Genomic DNA, 15,043 nt, shown 5'->3' on the forward strand with positions numbered 1-15,043 from the left:
ATGAGTCTGAAAGAAAAAACACAATCTCTGTTTACAGAAACGTTTGGCTACCCTGCCACCCATACTATTCAGGCACCGGGTCGTGTAAACCTGATCGGCGAACATACCGATTATAACGACGGCTTCGTTCTGCCCTGCGCCATCGACTATCAAACCGTCATCAGCTGCGCGGCACGCGACGATCGAAAAGTACGCGTCATCGCCGCTGATTACGACAATCAGGTTGATGAGTTCTCTCTCGATGCGCCAATTATCGCCCACGACAGCCAGCAGTGGTCAAACTACGTGCGTGGCGTGGTAAAACATCTGCAAAAGCGCAATAACGCCTTTGGCGGCGCGGATCTGGTGATCAGCGGTAACGTCCCGCAGGGTGCGGGCTTAAGCTCTTCTGCCTCACTGGAAGTCGCTGTTGGTACGGTATTCCAGCAGCTCTATCATCTGCCGCTCGACGGCGCGCAGATTGCCCTGAATGGCCAGGAAGCTGAAAACCAGTTTGTCGGTTGTAACTGCGGCATCATGGATCAGCTGATCTCCGCGCTTGGCAAGAAAGATCATGCGCTGCTGATCGACTGCCGTACGCTGGGCACCAAAGCCGTTTCTATGCCTGAGGGCGTAGCGGTGGTGATCATCAACAGCAACTTTAAACGCACGCTGGTCGGTAGCGAATACAACACCCGTCGCGAACAGTGTGAAACCGGCGCGCGTTTCTTCCAGCAGCCAGCGCTGCGTGATGTCAGCCTTGAAGCGTTTAACGCTGTCGCCCACGAGCTGGATCCGATTGTTGCCAAACGCGTGCGCCACGTCATCACGGAAAATGCGCGTACCGTTGAAGCCGCGCAGGCACTGGAAAAAGGCGACCTGCTGCGCATGGGCCAGCTGATGGCGGAATCTCACGCCTCAATGCGCGATGACTTTGAAATCACGGTGCCGCAAATTGATACGCTGGTAGAGATTGTCAAAGCGACCATCGGTGATAAAGGCGGTGTGCGTATGACCGGCGGCGGCTTCGGCGGCTGCATCGTGGCGCTGATCCCGCAAGATTTGGTTCCTGCCGTACAGCAGGCTGTCGCCGCACAGTACGAGGCAAAAACCGGTATTAAAGAAACATTCTACGTCTGCAAACCTTCACAAGGAGCCGGACAATGTTAAACGAAATCCCCGTGCAGGCTCCGGACGGTCAACCGTTTCGCCTGCTCACCCTGCGCAATGACGCAGGGATGGTAGTCACGCTCATGGACTGGGGCGCGACCCTGCTCTCTGCGCGTATTCCGCTTAGCGATGGTAGCGTGCGCGAAGCATTACTCGGCTGCGCCAGTCCAGAACAATACCCGGAACAGGCTGCATTTCTGGGGGCTTCGATTGGCCGCTACGCGAACCGTATCGCCAACAGCCGCTATACCTTTGCTGGCGAAACCGTTGAATTACTGCCAAGTCAGGGCAATAACCAACTGCACGGCGGACCAGACGGTTTCGACAAACGTCGCTGGCAGATAGTCAATCAGAATGACCGTCAGGTGCTGTTCGCCTTAACGTCTGACGATGGCGATCAGGGCTTCCCAGGCCATCTTTGCGCCACCGCGCAGTATCGCCTGACGGATGATAATCGTATTTCGATAACTTATCGTGCCACGGTCGATAAACCCTGCCCGGTGAATCTGACGAATCACGTCTATTTTAACCTCGACGGCGATAAAACGGATGTGCGCCAGCATAAGCTGCAAATTCTGGCGGACGAGTACTTACCGGTTGACGAAATGGGTATCCCGCATGATGGACTGAAATCCGTCGCCGGTAGCACGTTCGATTTCCGCACCCCTAAAATCATCAGTAGCGAATTTCTGGCCGATGACGATCAGCGCAAGGTGAAAGGCTACGATCACGCCTTCCTGCTTCAGGCACAGGGCAACGCGCGTACGCCGGTCGCTCAGTTGTGGTCACAGGATGAAAAACTGCAAATGGTGGTCTACACCTCGGCCCCGGCATTGCAGTTTTACTCCGGTAACTTCCTCGGTGGTACGCCTTCCCGCGGGCCAGAGGCCTACGAAGACTGGCAAGGCCTGGCGCTGGAAAGTGAATTTCTGCCGGACAGCCCGAACCACCCTGAGTGGCCACAGGCGGATTGCTTCCTGCGTCCGGGTGAAGAGTATGCCAGCGTGACGGAATATCAGTTTATTCCAGCCTGATGTCGTCCTCAATGTAAAATGCCCGGCGATGTAAACCGCCGGGTAATACATCACAGATCGCGATAGGTTCCCAGCCGGAATCCCAACTCCACCACTGCACGTTGCAGTGCAGGCGAAGTCAGTACCTCCAGTTCATCCAGTCGCGGAAAACAATAACTGCTGGCCATCCCTGTTTTGTCGATAAAAGCAGGATGACACATCAGCTCGACAGATTGTTCATCACCCAGTGTTGCCCGTCTTAGCGCTTCAAGAACGAAGCGATCAGAGACATTTTCAGCATAAAAATCATTGATAAAGCGTTCAACTCCGCGTACCCCTTGTACCGGGATATTGTGCTGCCGGATCGCCTGCCAGTCGAGGCGTACTGGTACGCCTTTTTTACGTGCAAAATCTGACACATGCTGCCAGACCTGAGGAATAAAATGGACATGATGATGGCTATCAATATGGGTTGGCTGACGCCCAAAAAGCGAGACAAAGCGGTCAAACTGCTGGTGTAATTCAGCCACAATATCCTCATCCGCCAGTGAGCCCTGTTTTGCTACCTCCCACACCCATTTCCCTAAATGACCTTCTCTCACCAGGGAAGGCATCGCGGACAGTGGCCTGCCATAACTGAGAACAAAATGTAAACCAACACCTAGCAAGGGATAATCAGCGCTGATCTCAGCCGCATGTTCGATACCCCCGGCATTCATCATTGCTGTCGTTGAGGTAACTAAGCCATGGCGATGTGCCGCAATAATGCCGTAATTTACCCCCGGGCTTAGTCCAAAATCATCGGCATTAACAATCAATAATTTCATCATGTCGCTGGTCCTTTGGTTGATTGTCTGGTTGCAGGAATAAGTGAAAAGCATCAGCAAACTGGGGCAAGTACTGTTGATTAGCCAGCAGCATTTCCCGCGCCAAAACTTCAGCGCCCAGGTCTGAATTCACCAATGGATTAAGATTCAACGCCAGCAAAATGTCGTTAAACTGACCGCTCAGGGATGCATGTGAAGCAGCGATTTCAAACGCTTTTATGGTGTGGATCAACCCCAGTACTTTCTCATCAAAATGCGTAATACGCGGGTGCGGTGTAGCGCCATGCTTACCCAGCAAACAGGTCATTTCTACAGCCCAATCCGCTGGGATATTATCAATATGTCCATGATGCGGTACATTAATATAATGTTCAGTTTGCTTATCGTTATAAATAGCATTAATTACTTCGCAAGCCGCATCTGAATAGTAAGCTCCCCCACGGGCTTCAAGTTCCGCAGGTTTAGTATCCAACTGAGGATTTTTATAGATTTCAAATAGCTGTTTTTCCAACTTCTGAACTATCTGTGCGCGAACGTTACCTTTGTAATACTCACCTATTTCTATCGCCAACATCTCTTTATGTTTGAAATAATAGAGAAGATATGAACACGGTAGTAAATTAAGTGAACGCAACAAACCTTCACTAAACGGTAGACTATAAATATTTTTGACTGAACTGCCGCCAATCGTTCCCGAAGCAACCCGTTCCATTACCTCAGCAAAACGTGATTGCCCATTTACCCAAACATCACGAATGAAAACCAAATGATTCAACCCAAACAGATCAAGAGAAACGTCATCTTGTTTGGTTAACGCCAATAGATCTTCTAACAACATCCGCATTCCTATCGGGACATTGCAGACACCAATAAAACGTTTAAAATCGGTATAGCGATATACAGCTTCTGTTACCATTCCTGCAGGGTTGGTAAAGTTAATAATCCAGGCCTGAGGACAAATATTCTGTACATCTTGCACAATATCTAAAATAACAGGTATTGTACGTAGCCCCTTGAATAGCCCACCGGCACCATTGGTCTCTTGCCCCAGATACCCCTGTGACAACGGTATACGCTCATCCTGTTCACGTGCCTTTAGCTGCCCAACTCGAAATTGTGTAGTAACAAAATCCGCATTTTGTAACGCTTCCTGCCGGTTAAGACTTTTATGGATGGTCATCGGCACGCCCGCCTTCGCCACCATACGCTGGCATAACGCGAAAATGATATCGAGTTTGGCTTGACCTTCTTCAACATCCACCAGCCATAACTCGCTGACAGGTAACTCGTGATAGCGCTTAATAAATCCATCGAGCAATTCCGGAGTATAGCTACTGCCTCCCCCAATGGTGACTACTTTTAATTTTTTCATTTCGACTCCTGAAAGCAGTCTCCTGCAATCTGTTGTTATTTACTTAACTCACTAGCGCCTGATACCAAAAGTGCTAATGATTGGTGTTGACCAACTGCCTGCGATAATTACCCGGCGTAAATGATGTCAATTTTTTAAAATTATTAATAAAAATCCCTGGGCTACTGAAACCTGCTTCAAAAGCAATATCCGTCACAGAAAAATTAGTTGTCTCCAACTGCTTCTTACAATAATCAATACGAATATCATTAATTATTTGCCCAGGTGTTTTCTGGTAATAACGATTTGTTGCACGCGTAAGATACGATTGGGTTTTTCCGGAGAGTCTGACCATGTTATTTAATGCCTGATCTGCAAACATTGATTTTTTGTGCATTTCTCTTATCAGTTGAGATAACCAGCCGGGCACGGAATCTGACCGTGGATTGTCTTCATAATGCTGTAGCCGATTGACGATATAAAAAGTAAGTAATTTATTGAATTCATCGCACTCGCTCTGATGTACGCCCAACGTTGATAATGTAGATTCTATGCAGGTCAAAAATGCATTTGACATCGTATAACGTTGTGATGCCACAAAACATGAGGGCAGCATATTCAAATAATGTTCATCAAAATAGCACTTACTGACTCCCATATTTAAAATGCGAGTAACACCGTAATCATAAAAAGTTTGATGATATGACCCCACAGGAATAAACACAAAATCACCACGCTCCATTATAACGTGTTTACCATTAATCTCCTGACAACAACTTCCCGTCAGCACAAGGGTAAACTCATAATAATCATGCTGGTGTAATCCACTAATACTCTCCGTTTTATCAAGGATAAAGAAGTAAAAGTCCTTACCCTTTAAAAACTGATTTTCATGAACAGTGTTAATTTCCATGGTAGTTCCTCATTAAAACTTCAAAGCATTAGCGATATCTTCCTCGCTCTCTTCCTCATCAATAACGTTTTGCGCTTTATTAGCAATAACAACAAATGGCAGATAAATTATCGTTGCCATGGCAAGATTCACTAATGCCATAATCAAAGCGGCAACACTACCATTTGAATTGAAAAATGCTCCCAGTCCAGGCGGCATCGTCCACGGTGCAAAGTTTGTGGATGGAGGGATAATACCTAATGAATACACCAGCAGGGTGATTCCCGCCAGGATTGGCTGAATAAGCACAAAGGGGATCATCAACACTGGATTCATAATGATTGGCAAGCCAAACAAAATAGGCTCGTTAATATTAAAGAGTCCCGACGGCAGCGCCATTTTGGCCACCTGACGATAATCCGCACGGCGCGAGGCAATAAAAATGGCAACAATCAGACCAAGCGTCGCTCCCGTTCCCCCAAGGTAAACATACGATTCCAGCATTGGGCCTGTCCAAAAGTGGAAGCTTTTACCCGCGGCCAGTGCTGCATCGACAGAACCAAAATGGGTGTAGGTCTCCATGTTTTCCATTCCCCACGGGCCGAGGATACCGCTATTCAGCGCAGTTAGCGCCAGGCCTCCGTGCACGCCGAAAAACCAGAGTAATGAATTAAATATGACATATGCCCATCCCACAATACTGCCAAGTGACGCCAGTGGAGTGGAGATCGAATTAATAATCACCTGGTGGAAATGGGTACCCGCCAGAGAAAGCCCCCATGACATGAGCCCCATAATTAAAAGAATGATGAAACCGGGGAGCAAAGCAGTAAATGAACGAGAGACTGACTCCGGTACGCTATCGGGTAGCTTGATAACCCATTGACGGCGGATAATAAAAGCAAACATCTCAGCAACGACCAGACCTATTACAATCCCTGAGATAATATTCGCGCCGCCAAGCCAGTTTGCGCCAATGGCACTCGCCTGCTCTACGGTAAATGGTGTTACGGTCATAAAAGACGCGATTGATAATAAGCCAGCGGCCAGAGCATCGACTTTACGCTCTTCAGCAAGTGCCATACCAATAAAAAATGGTGTCATTAATGACATTATCCCCAGCGTGCCGTTATAAACGCTGCCACCAATGACTTTTAATTGTTCCAGAGAAGCAATTGTTCCTCCATCCAGCCGCACCCCCATTGACCAGAAGAATGATCCTTCACCAAAATTAAGTAGCACATTGTTAATAAGAACAAACATTGCCCCAACCAGCGTTAAAGGCATTAACCTGATAAAGCCATTTTTAATGGCATTGACATGTACCTGTTTTCCCAGTTTTACGGCAACAGGTAAGATCACCCTTTCCAGAGAGCTTATTGCACCTGACATGATAAATATCCTCAAATATGAAATCTGATAAGGAAATGAATTATTGTGAAATTCTTTGACGGAAAATTAATCGTTCGAACATTTACTCAGAAATTATGAATAGCATACTTGAAGACATTCAAAGGCAGTAATGAGTAAGGTACTTGAATTCCGTTTGATTGACTTTTTGGTATGAGGATTTTCACATTTTGAACAATTTTCAGGCTCTGCATTCACTGAAAATCTCGCCCCTTTTCTCTCAGGTGCTCAGTCACTTACCTTGCTCTCCCTACACAACCTCTCATTTACATGTTTCTTACATTAATGACTAATTTTCGCTATTGTATAAGGATAAGCATTGCCGCTGACGGATTACGGCAATATAATGAGAATTATTATCATTCGATATGATTTATAGGAGTGAATGTATGGCTGTAACTAAGCTGGTTCTGGTACGTCACGGTGAAAGTCAGTGGAACAACGAAAACCGTTTTACCGGTTGGTATGATGTTGATCTGTCCGAGAAAGGCGTGGGCGAAGCAAAAGCGGCAGGAAAACTGCTGAAAGAGGAAGGCTACAGCTTCGATTTTGCTTATACCTCTGTGCTGAAACGTGCCATCCACACCCTGTGGAACGTACTGGACGAACTGGATCAGGCCTGGCTGCCGGTTGAGAAATCCTGGAAACTGAACGAACGCCATTACGGTGCGCTGCAGGGTTTGAACAAAGCAGAAACCGCGGAAAAATACGGTGATGAGCAGGTTAAGCAGTGGCGTCGCGGCTTTGCGGTTACCCCGCCGGAACTGACCAAAGACGACGAACGTTACCCGGGTCACGATCCGCGTTATGCGAAGCTGACCGACAAAGAGTTACCGGTTACCGAAAGCCTGGCGCTGACCATCGATCGCGTTATCCCTTACTGGAATGAAACCATTCTGCCGCGCATGAAAAGCGGTGAGCGCGTAATTATCGCCGCTCACGGTAACTCTCTGCGTGCGCTGGTTAAATACCTGGATAACATGGGCGAAGATGAGATCCTTGAACTGAACATCCCGACCGGCGTACCGCTGGTGTATGAGTTCGACGAAAACTTCAAGCCGATCAAACACTACTATCTGGGTAACGCTGACGAGATCGCAGCAAAAGCGGCGGCCGTTGCGAACCAGGGTAAAGCGAAGTAATTTTCGCGGTAAGTTAAAGAAAAAGCGTGGATTTCTCCACGCTTTTTTTATTTCGACACGACCAGAAAATGTAGGCCAAATAAGGCATCGCCGCCATCCGGCAGTCTGCACCGGAATGCCTGATAGCACTACTCTTCTCAGGCCCAGGGGACTTGGTTAACCGCGACGCGCTTTTACCGCATCCGCCAGTTGACGCAACACCGCATCGGTATCTTCCCAGCCAATGCAGGCGTCGGTGATACTCTTACCGTAGGTCAGCGGCTCACCGCTATCTGGATTCTGATTACCTTCCACCAAATGGCTTTCGATCATCACGCCAATAATTGCTTTTTCGCCACCGGCGACTTGTCCGCAAACATCCTTCGCAACATCCATCTGCTTTTTGAACTGCTTGCTGGAGTTGGCATGGCTGAAGTCGATCATCACTTGCGCAGAGAGTCCTGCTTTGACCAGGCCTTCTTTCACGTCCGCAACGTGCTGAGCGCTGTAGTTCGGCTCTTTGCCACCGCGCAGAATGATATGGCAATCGCCATTACCACTGGTATTCACGATCGCTGAATGACCCCATTTGGTGACAGACAGGAAGCAGTGCGGTGCCCCTGCAGCGTTGATTGCATCAATCGCCACTTTGATGGTGCCATCGGTTCCGTTTTTAAAACCAACCGGGCAGGACAGACCCGATGCCAGCTCGCGGTGCACCTGAGATTCTGTTGTACGTGCCCCAATCGCGCCCCAGCTCATCAGATCGGCGAGATATTGTGGGGTGATCATATCGAGGAATTCACCCGCAGTCGGCAATCCGCTGTCGTTGATATCCAGCAGCAGTTTACGCGCAATACGCAGCCCATCATTGATCTGGAAGCTGTTGTCCATGTGCGGGTCGTTGATAAGCCCTTTCCAGCCAACGGTGGTACGCGGTTTTTCAAAATAGACGCGCATGACGATTTCAAGCTCACCTTTTAACGCTTCGCGCAGCGCCAGCAGACGAGTGGCATACTCTTTGGCAGCTGCCGGATCATGAATAGAGCACGGCCCAATCACCACCAGAAGGCGATCGTCGCTCCCTTTCAGAATTTTATGAATCGCCTTACGGGCATGAGCCACCGTATTGGCGGCATTTTCAGTAGCGGGGAATTTTTCCAGCAGTGCGACTGGTGGTAATAACTCGTTGATCTCTTTAATGCGTAAATCGTCGTTCTGATAATTCATGATTATTCCAGCGTTGCCATACTTATATAAATGAATGCAATCCCTCCAATCTATATCTTCAGTCATAAAGTGTAAACGGGGTTTTACACTTTGGACGGATTAATCCTGGAATTGGCCAAAAAAACGCAATAAAGTAGCGAAAAACGAGATCCAAACTACAATTTCTAACTGTAACAGCTTTAATTTTCATAGATTTCAAGATTCTATGCTGGTTTTAATTTCCATAGCAAAACGATTAACCACATATTGATGATGTAACTGGCACATGCACTGTTGGAAGACGTTATCCGACATATCGACCTTAACAGGAGCATAATATGCATATGACAAAGCTGGCTTCACTCTTCCTTACCGCTACACTCAGCCTCGCCAGCGGCGCGGCACTGGCTGCTGAAAGCAACGCGCAGTCCAATAACGGTCAGGCAAATTCCTCGGCTGATGCAGGACAAGTCGCCCCAGACGCCCGCGAAAACGTGGCGCCAAATAATGTCGACAACAGTAACGTGAATTCAGGTGGCACAATGCTGCACCCGGACGGTTCATCAATGAACCATGAAGGGATGACCAAAGATGAGATGCACAAAAACACGATGTGTAAGGACGGTCGCTGCCCTGATGTGAATAAGAAGGTTGAGACCGGAAACGGCATCAACAATGATGTTGATACAAAAACTGATGGCACCACGCAGTAACGCTGAAATTAAAGCTAATAACGGGAGAGCAATAGCTCTCCTTTTTAATTTTATCATCCCAAAAACGGTATGATGGCATACAGTAAAGATTAGAATAACAAAGGGATGGCATAATGGCGCACGCACATACTCATACTTCCTCTGAGCAACCCAAGGACAATAATGCCCGCCGACTGATGTTCGCATTCTGCATTACAGCCGGATTTATGTTGGTTGAAGTGGTGGGTGGCATACTTTCTGGTTCACTGGCCTTGCTGGCCGACGCCGGGCACATGCTCACGGATGCTGCGGCGCTGCTTTTCGCGCTGCTGGCCGTCCGGTTTTCCCGTCGCCCGCCCACAATACGACACACCTTCGGCTGGCTGAGGCTCACGACGCTGGCCGCATTTGTTAATGCCATCGCATTGGTCGTTATCACCATTTTAATCGTCTGGGAGGCGATTGAGCGCTTCCAGACACCTCGCCCCGTGGCTGGCGGCATGATGATGGTTATTGCTGTCGCGGGTCTACTGGCCAACGTGCTCGCTTTTTGGGTTTTACATCGCGGCAGTGAAGAGAAAAATCTGAACGTCCGCGCCGCGGCGCTGCATGTGATGGGCGATTTACTCGGCTCTGTCGGGGCAATCATCGCTGCGCTGATTATTATCTGGACGGGCTGGACGCCCGCGGACCCAATTCTCTCGATTCTGGTTTCCGTACTGGTGCTGCGTAGCGCCTGGCGATTGCTAAAAGATAGCGTTAATGAATTACTGGAAGGTGCCCCGCTGACGCTGGATATCGCCGCACTACAGCGCCATCTCAGCCGGGATATCCCTGAAGTCCGCAACGTTCACCATGTCCATGTCTGGATGGTGGGCGAAAAACCGGTAATGACGCTGCATGTTCAGGTGATCCCGCCACACGATCACGATGCGTTGCTGGAGCGTATTCAGCATTTCCTTATCCATCACTACCAGATTGAACACGCCACAATCCAGATGGAGTATCAGCCGTGCAATGGGCCGGACTGTCACCTGTATCAGGGCGTGTCCGGCCATTCACATCATCACCATTAATGAGAAAGCGCGTGGGAACCCCGCTCACGCGCGCTGTTAATCCACATCCTGCTACCGTTCAGGGCGATAACCGTCAGGATCATATATTCCAGCGACATGGCATATACGCCTTGCAGGGCAAAGATCACCACGCTAATGACGTTAATGATCACCCACAGCAGCCAGTTTTCAACGTATTTGCGCGTCATCAGGATCATCGCTGCAATCGACAGCACCATCATGCAGGAGTCCCAGAACGGGAATGCATCGGGTTGTAGTTCAGGCACAACAACCTGTAATCCCAATGCCTGCATAATATTCACCGCAATGCCTGTCAGGAACGCAAAGACCGGATCGATATAGATCGACATCAGGCCGATCGCCACCACGCAAGCCGCCAGCCAGCCGATCGCTTTTGGAAGCGGTAGCCAGCGAATTTTCAGTTCCGCTTCATGCTGGTTGGTTTGCCGGGACCAGGCATACCAGCCGTAGATATTTGCGGCAAAGAAGAAAACTTGCAGCAACAAGCTGGCATAGAGCTGGATCTGAAAGAAGATAATTGCAAACAGCGTGACGTTTATCAGACCGAAGAAGTAATTGCTGATTTTCTCAAGGCTCGCCAGGCCAATACACAGCAACCCGGCGATCGTTCCCACGGCTTCGATCCACGACAAATCGTAACCACCCGCGCCAATCGGAATATGTACCAGAATGTTCTGCGTGCTAAAAAAGTCCATCTTTTCCCCCAGAGCAAAAATAAATAATTACGCTCGAAGTGTAGCCGCAAATTCCAACATACGGTTTAACGGCAACAGCGCCCCTTCTCTCAGCGAGTCCTCAACATGTATCTCATGAGCCGCGCCGCCATGTTCCAGGCCCTCAGCAATCGCCTTCAGGCCATTCATCGCCATCCACGGACAATGCGCACAGCTGCGACAGGTTGCCCCCTCGCCAGCCGTCGGAGCTTCAAGCAGCTCTTTATCCGGAACGGCCTGCTGCATTTTGTAAAAAATGCCCCGGTCAGTCGCCACAATCAACTGCTTATGCGGTAACGATTTAGCCGCGTTGATGAGCTGGCTGGTTGAGCCAACCGCATCTGCCATATCAACGATAGACTGAGGGGACTCCGGGTGCACCAGCACCGCGGCATCAGGGTAAAGCCCTTTCATGCGTGTTAAAGCCTGGGTTTTAAACTCGTCGTGGACGATACAGGCCCCCTGCCAACAGAGCACGTCTGCGCCGGTCTGTTTTTGCACGTAGTTGCCCAAATGTCTGTCCGGAGCCCAGATGATTTTTTCACCTAAACTATCAAGATGTTCAATAAGTTCAACCGCGATACTGGAAGTCACGACCCAGTCCGCACGTGCTTTAACGGCAGCAGAGGTATTGGCGTAAACCACCACGGTACGATCCGGATGCGCGTCGCAAAATGCGCTGAACGCGTCAATCGGACAGCCCAGATCTAATGAACATTCCGCCTGTAAGGTCGGCATCAGGATGGTCTTTTCCGGGCTGAGAATTTTGGCAGTTTCTCCCATAAACCTCACGCCCGCAACCAGCAGCGTAGAGGCAGTATGCTTTGCACCGAACCGCGCCATCTCCAGAGAATCAGAAATACAGCCCCCGGTTTCTTCCGCTAACTGCTGAATTTCAGGATCGGTGTAATAATGCGCGACCATAACGGCATCACGCTCTTTCAGCAGGCGCTTAATTTTTTCACGATAAAATTGCTTTTCATCCACACTTAGCGGTACTGGCTTCGGCGGAAACGGATAAATTGCTGCTTCTGGATCAAACATCACGCTCATCTTGCTTTCTCGTTTCACTGGCTTAACGAAATAACCGATTAAAAGCGTGACGCACGCCATATTCGGTTTGATTTGTTTTGTATGCTAAACAAGATAGCGGATTGGCGCAGAAAAGTCACAATAATTGCGTGTGATGAATGCCGGATGGCGTCTGACGTCTTATCCGGCCAACGCGAGTAGTGTCGTCTGTAGACTGATAAGCAAAGGACATCAGGCAATCTTATAAATCGCAGATAGCAAAAAGGCGCCTTTAGGGCACCTTTTTACACTGGTGGGGCGTGCAGGATGACTCGCTTCGCTTGCCCTTCGGGCCGTCGCCGTGAACGGCTCCGTTGTCTCACTGCGTTCGACCCGAACCTGCTGCAGGTTCGAATCTTATAAATCGCAGATAGCAAAAAGGCGCCTTTAGGGCGCCTTTTTACACTGGTGGGGCGTGCAGGATTCGAACCTGCGACCAATTGATTAAAAGTCAACTGCTCTACCAACTGAGCTAACGCCCCCGTATGGGGTTTACTGCTTCAATTATTCAGGATGGTGGGTCGTGCAGGATTCGAACCTGCGACCAATTGATTAAAAGTCAACTGCTCTACCAACTGAGCTAACGACCCGCTCGGATGTCACCTGAAAAATTCTTTACTCGACACCAATATAACAATTGATATGGCGGCGTGCAGGATGACTCGACTTCGTCTCGCCCTAACGGGCCGTTGCTAAAGCAACGTTATCCTTCACGTTTAACACCTGAGTACAATGTTAAAGTTGGTGGGGCGTGCAGGATTCGAACCTGCGACCAATTGATTAAAAGTCAACTGCTCTACCAACTGAGCTAACGCCCCGAGTGGTGGGTGATGACGGGATCGAACCGCCGACCCCCTCCTTGTAAGGGAGGTGCTCTCCCAGCTGAGCTAATCACCCGATACTACGCTGGATACTGCATTAAGTGGTGGGGCGTGCAGGATTCGAACCTGCGACCAATTGATTAAAAGTCAACTGCTCTACCAACTGAGCTAACGCCCCACTTTTTTCGCCGCTTTCGGGCTGTTTGATATCCCTTGGCAACGGCGGCATATATTACTGATTTCAGATTTTAGCGCAACAAAAATTTCGATGTAAATAACTCAACTGCTTAGGAATCACACGACACGACCAGAAATAACACGATTTCTGGTCGCATGGTGGTCATTACATCGCGCCAAGGCGTTTTTGCGCTTGTTTCGCGCCATCAGTGCCAGGATATTTAGTGATAACCTGCTGATAAACCGCTTTAGCTTTTGCTGTGTCACCTTTGTCCTGCATGATGACGCCGACTTTATACATCGCGTCTGCAGCCTTAGGTGATTTGGGGAAGTTTTTAACTACCGAAGCAAAATAGAACGCAGCATCATCTTTTTTACCCTTGTTGTAATTCAACTGACCCAGCCAGTAATTCGCATTGGGCAGGTAAGTAGAGTCCGGGTACTTTTTGATGAAGTTCTGGAATGCTTCAATCGCGTCATCCTGGCGGGATTTATCCTGCACCAGAGCAATCGCTGCATTGTAATCGGTATTCGCATCGCCAGTTTGCACGGGAGCCCCTGACGTTGCTGCAACTCCCGCATCAGGTGCAGGGGTTGCCGCCCCACTCTGATCGCCACCTGTAGACTGTGCCGCAGGCGCACTACCGCTGCCAAGATTATTCATCTGCAGCAATATCTGCTTCTGTCGCTCAACAACCTGATTCAGCTGATATTGATTTTCCTGAATTTGACCACGCAGGGAATCGATATCGGACTGATTATCGGAGAGTTGTTGCTGGAGTTGGGTTAAAAGCTGACTGTGAGCGTTAGAAATACGCTCGAGTTGAGTGACACGGTCTTCGACCGAGCCTGAGCCGACACTACTGATTGGCGCCTGTGCAAAAGCGGCCCAGGGGGCCGCTATGCCAACCAGTAACGACAGACTCAACAGGTGATGTCTGAAGTTACTGCTCATGCAATTCTCTTAGTAAACCAGTACGGCGCGACGGTTTTTGGCGTAAGCCGCTTCGTCATGACCCAGTACTGCAGGTTTTTCTTTACCGTAAGAAACGATGGAGATCTGGTCAGCAGAAACGCCTTTACCCTGCAGGTACATCTTAACGGCGTTCGCACGACGCTCACCCAGGGAGATGTTGTACTCAGGAGTACCACGTTCGTCCGCATGACCTTCTACGGTGACTTTGTAAGACGGGTTGCTACGCAGGAAGTTAGCGTGAGCATCCAGCATTGCAGCGAAGTCAGAACGGATATCGTACTTGTCCAGATCGAAGTAAACGATGTTGTTCTGCTGCAGCTGTTGCATCTGAAGACGCGCTTGCTCTTCAGAAGACATGTTGCCGCTGCCGTTTGCATCCATACCAGTGCCGGCACCCAGCATGCCTTCGCTGCCGTCATTGCTGGCGTTCTTGTTAGAAGAACACGCTGCAATAGCCATAACAGGCAGAGCAATCATCAGCCCTTTCAGCACTTTGTTCAGTTGCATTTCAATGATTCCTTTAT

The 15,043-nt window shown here is 49.2% G+C and carries 14 protein-coding genes, 5 tRNA genes and 1 other RNA gene; 5 read left to right on the plus strand and 15 right to left on the minus strand.

Annotation, left to right across the window (positions count from 1 at the left end):
* Both galK and galM read left to right on the plus strand, forming a co-directional pair.
* Positions 1 to 1,149, plus strand: a complete 1,149-nt coding sequence (galK, locus tag GFC06_RS20445; RefSeq protein ID WP_047359465.1) for a galactokinase — start codon at positions 1 to 3, stop codon at positions 1,147 to 1,149.
* Positions 1,143 to 2,183 carry a galactose-1-epimerase gene (galM, locus tag GFC06_RS20450; protein ID WP_019076309.1) on the plus strand — a complete coding sequence of 347 codons (1,041 nt, stop codon included), beginning with the start codon at positions 1,143 to 1,145 and terminating at the stop codon, positions 2,181 to 2,183. Before galK ends, galM begins: the two co-directional genes overlap by 7 nt.
* 50 nt (positions 2,184 to 2,233) lie before the next feature.
* Here the strand turns inward: galM and chbG are convergent, their stop codons facing one another.
* The 4 genes from chbG to chbC all read right to left on the minus strand — a co-directional run bounded on the left by chbG (position 2,234) and on the right by chbC (position 6,624).
* Positions 2,234 to 2,992: a chitin disaccharide deacetylase gene (chbG, locus tag GFC06_RS20455; RefSeq protein ID WP_049282663.1), complete on the minus strand. Its 759-nt coding sequence runs from the start codon at positions 2,990 to 2,992 to the stop codon at positions 2,234 to 2,236.
* Positions 2,970 to 4,361 (minus strand): 6-phospho-beta-glucosidase, encoded by a 1,392-nt coding sequence (locus tag GFC06_RS20460; RefSeq protein ID WP_052137983.1) that lies wholly within the window; start codon positions 4,359 to 4,361, stop codon positions 2,970 to 2,972. The genes chbG and GFC06_RS20460 overlap by 23 nt, the downstream gene beginning before the upstream one ends.
* Positions 4,362 to 4,434: 73 nt before the next feature.
* On the minus strand, positions 4,435 to 5,253 hold the full coding sequence (chbR, locus tag GFC06_RS20465; protein WP_047497788.1) for a transcriptional regulator ChbR: 819 nt from the start codon (positions 5,251 to 5,253) through the stop codon (positions 4,435 to 4,437).
* Positions 5,254 to 5,265: 12 nt separating this feature from the next.
* Positions 5,266 to 6,624, minus strand: coding sequence for a PTS N,N'-diacetylchitobiose transporter subunit IIC (gene chbC / locus GFC06_RS20470; protein WP_153690595.1), 1,359 nt, complete (start codon positions 6,622 to 6,624; stop codon positions 5,266 to 5,268).
* 407 nt (positions 6,625 to 7,031) lie between these two features.
* On the opposite strand from chbC, the gene gpmA reads away from it, so the two are divergent.
* Positions 7,032 to 7,784, plus strand: a complete 753-nt coding sequence (gpmA, locus tag GFC06_RS20475) for a 2,3-diphosphoglycerate-dependent phosphoglycerate mutase (RefSeq protein ID WP_003022999.1) — start codon at positions 7,032 to 7,034, stop codon at positions 7,782 to 7,784.
* A 156-nt stretch (positions 7,785 to 7,940) separates the two neighbouring features.
* Here the strand turns inward: gpmA and aroG are convergent, their stop codons facing one another.
* Entirely contained in the window at positions 7,941 to 8,993 is a 1,053-nt protein-coding gene (gene aroG, locus GFC06_RS20480; RefSeq protein WP_016152319.1) for a 3-deoxy-7-phosphoheptulonate synthase AroG, read from the minus strand.
* A 317-nt stretch (positions 8,994 to 9,310) separates the two neighbouring features.
* Between aroG and GFC06_RS20485 the strand changes: the two genes are divergently transcribed.
* Together GFC06_RS20485 and zitB are read left to right on the plus strand one after the other, a co-directional pair.
* Entirely contained in the window at positions 9,311 to 9,685 is a 375-nt protein-coding gene (locus GFC06_RS20485) for a YbgS-like family protein (RefSeq protein ID WP_016152318.1), read from the plus strand.
* A gap of 113 nt (positions 9,686 to 9,798) precedes the next feature.
* A complete protein-coding gene (zitB, locus tag GFC06_RS20490) occupies positions 9,799 to 10,740 on the plus strand; it encodes a CDF family zinc transporter ZitB (protein ID WP_019076308.1) in 942 nt (313 codons plus the stop codon).
* Here zitB and pnuC read toward each other — a convergent pair.
* From pnuC to pal, 10 genes are all read right to left on the minus strand, one after another.
* Positions 10,737 to 11,456 (minus strand): nicotinamide riboside transporter PnuC, encoded by a 720-nt coding sequence (pnuC, locus tag GFC06_RS20495; RefSeq protein WP_016152316.1) that lies wholly within the window; start codon positions 11,454 to 11,456, stop codon positions 10,737 to 10,739. The two genes, zitB and pnuC, sit on opposite strands and share 4 nt — an antisense overlap.
* Positions 11,457 to 11,483: 27 nt before the next feature.
* Positions 11,484 to 12,527, minus strand: a complete 1,044-nt coding sequence (nadA, locus tag GFC06_RS20500; RefSeq protein ID WP_053389683.1) for a quinolinate synthase NadA — start codon at positions 12,525 to 12,527, stop codon at positions 11,484 to 11,486.
* A gap of 269 nt (positions 12,528 to 12,796) precedes the next feature.
* Positions 12,797 to 12,922, minus strand: a non-coding RNA gene (locus tag GFC06_RS20505) — RtT sRNA.
* Positions 12,923 to 12,951: 29 nt separating this feature from the next.
* Positions 12,952 to 13,027, minus strand: a tRNA-Lys gene (locus GFC06_RS20510).
* A 32-nt stretch (positions 13,028 to 13,059) separates the two neighbouring features.
* Positions 13,060 to 13,135, minus strand: a tRNA-Lys gene (locus tag GFC06_RS20515).
* 152 nt (positions 13,136 to 13,287) lie between these two features.
* A tRNA-Lys gene (locus GFC06_RS20520) sits at positions 13,288 to 13,363 on the minus strand.
* Positions 13,364 to 13,366: 3 nt separating this feature from the next.
* A tRNA-Val gene (locus GFC06_RS20525) sits at positions 13,367 to 13,442 on the minus strand.
* 26 nt (positions 13,443 to 13,468) lie between these two features.
* Positions 13,469 to 13,544, minus strand: a tRNA-Lys gene (locus GFC06_RS20530).
* 165 nt (positions 13,545 to 13,709) lie between these two features.
* Positions 13,710 to 14,498: a cell division protein CpoB gene (gene cpoB, locus GFC06_RS20535; protein ID WP_047359468.1), complete on the minus strand. Its 789-nt coding sequence runs from the start codon at positions 14,496 to 14,498 to the stop codon at positions 13,710 to 13,712.
* 9 nt (positions 14,499 to 14,507) lie between these two features.
* Complete coding sequence (pal, locus tag GFC06_RS20540) at positions 14,508 to 15,026, minus strand: peptidoglycan-associated lipoprotein Pal (RefSeq protein WP_003022983.1); 519 nt, start codon at positions 15,024 to 15,026, stop codon at positions 14,508 to 14,510.
* Positions 15,027 to 15,043: the final 17 nt, after the last annotated feature.

The sequence above is a fragment of the Citrobacter braakii genome, from assembly GCF_009648935.1.
Lineage (GTDB): Bacteria > Pseudomonadota > Gammaproteobacteria > Enterobacterales > Enterobacteriaceae > Citrobacter > Citrobacter braakii.

What these genes read in the sequence shown, in the direction of transcription:
- pal (WP_003022983.1), bottom strand. Translation starts at nt 15,026, where the DNA reads ATGCAACTGAACAAAGTGCTGAAAGGGCTGATGATTGCTCTGCCTGTT.
- aroG (WP_016152319.1), bottom strand. Translation starts at nt 8,993, where the DNA reads ATGAATTATCAGAACGACGATTTACGCATTAAAGAGATCAACGAGTTA.
- pnuC (WP_016152316.1), bottom strand. Translation starts at nt 11,456, where the DNA reads ATGGACTTTTTTAGCACGCAGAACATTCTGGTACATATTCCGATTGGC.
- gpmA (WP_003022999.1), top strand. Translation starts at nt 7,032, where the DNA reads ATGGCTGTAACTAAGCTGGTTCTGGTACGTCACGGTGAAAGTCAGTGG.
- zitB (WP_019076308.1), top strand. Translation starts at nt 9,799, where the DNA reads ATGGCGCACGCACATACTCATACTTCCTCTGAGCAACCCAAGGACAAT.
- GFC06_RS20460 (WP_052137983.1), bottom strand. Translation starts at nt 4,361, where the DNA reads ATGAAAAAATTAAAAGTAGTCACCATTGGGGGAGGCAGTAGCTATACT.
- nadA (WP_053389683.1), bottom strand. Translation starts at nt 12,527, where the DNA reads ATGAGCGTGATGTTTGATCCAGAAGCAGCAATTTATCCGTTTCCGCCG.
- cpoB (WP_047359468.1), bottom strand. Translation starts at nt 14,498, where the DNA reads ATGAGCAGTAACTTCAGACATCACCTGTTGAGTCTGTCGTTACTGGTT.
- galM (WP_019076309.1), top strand. Translation starts at nt 1,143, where the DNA reads ATGTTAAACGAAATCCCCGTGCAGGCTCCGGACGGTCAACCGTTTCGC.
- GFC06_RS20485 (WP_016152318.1), top strand. Translation starts at nt 9,311, where the DNA reads ATGCATATGACAAAGCTGGCTTCACTCTTCCTTACCGCTACACTCAGC.
- chbC (WP_153690595.1), bottom strand. Translation starts at nt 6,624, where the DNA reads ATGTCAGGTGCAATAAGCTCTCTGGAAAGGGTGATCTTACCTGTTGCC.
- chbR (WP_047497788.1), bottom strand. Translation starts at nt 5,253, where the DNA reads ATGGAAATTAACACTGTTCATGAAAATCAGTTTTTAAAGGGTAAGGAC.
- galK (WP_047359465.1), top strand. Translation starts at nt 1, where the DNA reads ATGAGTCTGAAAGAAAAAACACAATCTCTGTTTACAGAAACGTTTGGC.
- chbG (WP_049282663.1), bottom strand. Translation starts at nt 2,992, where the DNA reads ATGATGAAATTATTGATTGTTAATGCCGATGATTTTGGACTAAGCCCG.